The sequence below is a fragment of the Protofrankia sp. CiT1 genome, assembly GCF_917627335.1.
In the GTDB taxonomy this organism is placed as follows: Bacteria; Actinomycetota; Actinomycetes; order Frankiales; family Frankiaceae; genus Protofrankia.
Map to the genome: position 1 here is coordinate 1 of NZ_CAKJTP010000247.1, position 3,822 is coordinate 3,822.

The 3,822-nt window shown below is 67.0% G+C and carries 2 protein-coding genes; both read left to right on the forward strand.

Translation table 11 applies throughout. The features are described from left to right. The first annotated feature begins 549 nt into the window (after positions 1-549). On the forward strand, positions 550-1,089 hold the full coding sequence (locus MJ785_RS20865) for a YceI family protein (RefSeq protein ID WP_239346743.1): 540 nt from the start codon (positions 550-552) through the stop codon (positions 1,087-1,089). A 174-nt stretch (positions 1,090-1,263) separates the two neighbouring features. Continuing rightward, entirely contained in the window at positions 1,264-3,780 is a 2,517-nt protein-coding gene (locus MJ785_RS20870) for a SpoIIE family protein phosphatase (protein WP_239382496.1), read from the forward strand. Positions 3,781-3,822 lie beyond the last annotated feature (42 nt).

Here is a 3,822-nt window from a genome sequence, read left to right on the forward strand (position 1 = left end):
GGCCCAGGTAGCGGTGTTCTACCTGGGCCGACGACAACGAGGCGAGGCGCCGTCTGGCGCCGGCAGACTCTGGACGAACTTCCGGCGGCGACCACTAAGAGCGACCGGCAATAGGGGACGCGGCGTCGCGGGGCCAGGGCACGCACCCCAGCCCCGCTCCTTGATCCACACCCCTTATTGCCGGGTGCTCTTATGGCGACGTTGGATCCGGCGGTGGCCGGGCGTGACCGGATGCGGGGCTGGACAAGTCGAAGCATCCCCGCGCCTCGCGACGTCCGTGCCTCAGCCTTGTTTTTTGATCCACGTCCCTATTGCCGGGCGCTCTTGTTTTCGTGTTAGACTGACAGTATTCATCGTCGGTAGGCGGGCAATCTGCCTACCGGTAATGTATGTAAATGTCATTCGCGCATCCTGTGGATGATTTTCTCGTTGGATTCCGTCGACGGCTGGTGGGGCCCTGGTATGCCGAACGACGTGCTACCACGGGGCCTCCCGCCTGTCCGGCGGTGGTGGAATGATCGCGGTTTTTCACGGTTGTCAGGAGGGACCATGGCAGGACAGTCGATATCGGCGCGGGCCGTGACGGTGCCCCATGTCGGCACCTACCGTATCGTCCCCGATCGCTCCACGGTGCGGTTCACCACCCGCGGTATGTTTGGCCTTGCCAAGGTGGTCGGTATCGTCGCGATCCGCGAGGGCGCGGTGATCGTCGCTGACCCGGTCGAGAAGTCCGGCGTTCGCGCCGTGCTCGACGCCAGCAGCGTCAACACCGCCAACCGCAAACGGGATGACCATCTCAGGACGGCGGACTTTCTCGATGTTGCGTCCTACCCGGATATCACGTTCATCGCCGACGGAGCTCGGGATGCGTCTGGCGCGTGGGTTGTGCCCGGTACACTCACCGTCCGCGGTGTCTCCCGACCGGTGGACCTGACTCTCACCGCCGTGGTACCGGCCAGTGGCGAGACGCGGTTCAACGCCGTCACCCGGATTGATCGAAACGAGTTCGGTGTCACGAAGATGAAGGGGATGGTCGCTCGTTACCAGGCGATCGAGCTGGATCTCATCGTGGTGCCGTCCCCTGGGTGAGCCGGAAAGCGGTAGGCGCGCTCTGACCGAAGGCTTCGATTATCGGTTGCGTTCCCCGAGCTCCGCCAGGCCATGCTCGCTCTCGGCGACTCCGGCTGACCGCGGCGTCGGCTGTCCGGCATAGGTCGCGATTGCCTGGTTCTAACGGGGCCGCGAGGGGGAAGAGCGAGATAGATGACAATGGAGGCGTGCGACCCGATCATTGATGATCTTTTGGGTGTGGTGAATACAGCCACCGCGGCGGTGGATCCGCATGGCATCATCACCGCGTGGAGCGCGCCTGCGTATCAGCTGCTCGGTTACTCGCCGGATGAAATCGTTGGGAAGCTGGGGATCGGCCTTCTTGCCACCGGTGTTCCAGGTCCGGCCCGCCGTGCCGTGGCGGACCAGCGAGGATGGAGCGGGAAAGTCGCTGTGCGCCACCGAGACGGCCGGCAGCTGGATATCGTGCTGTGCGCGTACCCGTTGCGGGACGCCGCGGGGAGGATCCAGTGGTTCCTGGTCGCTCCCGTGGCGGCGGGATATGCGGATCCACCGGACGACTCGTTCGGGCACGTCGGCGATCGGACGATTGTGGAGTGGGGGTTTCGCCAGGCTGAGCTCTTCATCGTCATCTACGATTCCCAGACCCGTTTCTGGCGGCTGAGCGCCGGCGCGAAATCCATGCTGGGTCTTGACGAGACCGACCTACGCGGGCGGCCGTTCATGGAGGCACTGCGCAACCCCAGCTACGAGGGATTCGCCGAGCAGCTGCGCCAGGTTGTCGAAACCGGCCGATCGGTGGTGTACGAGAACTACGTTCGCGTTCCCTCCGAGCCCCGCGACCATGCCTGGGCCACCAGCATGTCTCCGATCAAGGCCCCGGACGGTCGGGTGCTGGGCGTGTTCGCCGCAGCCTTCGATGTCAGCGAGCAGTACTGGGCCCGGCAGCGACTTGCCCTGCTCGACGACGCCAGCAGCCGTATCGGCAGCACCCTCGACGTGACGCGGACCGCTCAGGAACTGGCCGACATGGCCATCCCCACGCTTGCGGACTGGGCCAGCGTCGACCTGCTCGATTCGGTGTACCACGGGGGCGAGCCAGCTCCGGGCCCGCTTGCCGGCCAGGTCACCCTACGCCGGGTCGCCCACCACTGCGTTGTGGACGGCGAGCTGGATGCCGTCGTCAGCCTGGGGGAGCTCTGCGTCTACCCGGACTTCTCACTGCCAGCCCGCTGCCTGGCAACGGGCCAGCCCATGCTGAGTGGGACCGCCGATCCTGATGCCGCGCGAAGGGCCGCGGCTGATCCTGTCCGCGCCACGGCCAGCCAGCATGCGTTCCATTCGGTGATGGCAGTGCCGCTGCGGGCCCGGGGAGCCACGCTCGGGGTGGCGCTGTTCGGCCGGCACCGGCATGCGGAGTCCTTCAGGCGGGACGACCTCGTCCTTGCCGAGGAGCTCGGCTCCAGGGCCGCGATCTCGATCGACAATGCTCGTCGCTATACCCGGGAGCGCACCACCGCACTCGCGCTTCAGCGCAGTCTGCTGCCGCAACGGCTGCCCGAGCAGACGGCCGTGGAGGTCGCCTCCCGCTATCTGCCGGCCAGCTCCCAGGTTGGTGTGGGTGGTGACTGGTACGACGTGATTGCGATGTCTGGAACCAGGGTCGCCCTGGTGGTCGGTGACGTGGTCGGTCACGGTGTCCATGCCGCCGCGACCATGGGCCGGCTGCGTACCGCTGTCCGTACGCTGATCGATATTGATCTTTATCCGGGTGAGCTGCTTACCCGTCTGGACGACGTGGTCGCGCGCCTCGCCGCGGATCACGACGGCGTCGCGGGAAACACCGCGCCCCTGGAACAGGAGGCCGTCAACGACATCGGCGCCACCTGTCTGTGTGCCGTTTATGATCCGGTCTCCCGCGTCTGCACGCTGGCCCGGGCCGGCCACCTCCAGCCCGTTCTGGTCACTCCTGATGGCACGGCCGCCTTCCTGGATGTGCCCGCTGGCCCGCCGCTCGGGCTCGGCGGCCTGCTCTTCGAGGCGGCCGAGGTTGAACTGCCGGCGGGCAGCCTGCTCGCCCTGTACACCGACGGCCTGGTCGAGTCCCGCGATCGTGACATCGATGTGGGGCTTGAGGCGTTGTGCGCTGCCCTCGCTCCGCTGCGCTCCGGCAACGGCCCGCCTGGTCAGCCGGTGCTCTCCTCGTCCTTGGAAGCCATCTGTGACCGGGTGCTTGATGCTCTGCTGCCCGAGCATCCCGCCGATGACGTCGCGCTGTTGCTTGCCCGCACCCGCGCTCTCGACGCGAGCCAGGTCGCCAGCTGGGACCTGCCCGCTGACCCGGCTGTCGTCGCCCACGTCCGGGCGGGGGTACTGCGCACCCTCGGCGTGTGGGGACTGGCGGAAGCCGCGTCCACCACCGAATTGCTCGTCAGCGAGCTTGTCACCAATGCGATCCGCCATGGGCGTGCCCCCATCCAGGTGCGGCTGATCCGGGACACCGCACTGATCTGCGAGGTCTCCGATGCCAGCAGGGCCGCGCCGCACCTGTGCCATGCCCGTACCTTTGACGAGAGCGGACGCGGGCTGTTTCTGGTCGCTCAGTTCGCGGCGCGCTGGGGCACTCGCCAGACCCGCGATGGTAAGATCATCTGGGCTGAGCAGGCGCTGGCCGCGGCCCCGCGGAGCGAGGTTCGCGAAGGCACGTGACGGTTTGTGCGGCAGGGCCCGTGCAGCGATGTATGTGATCGG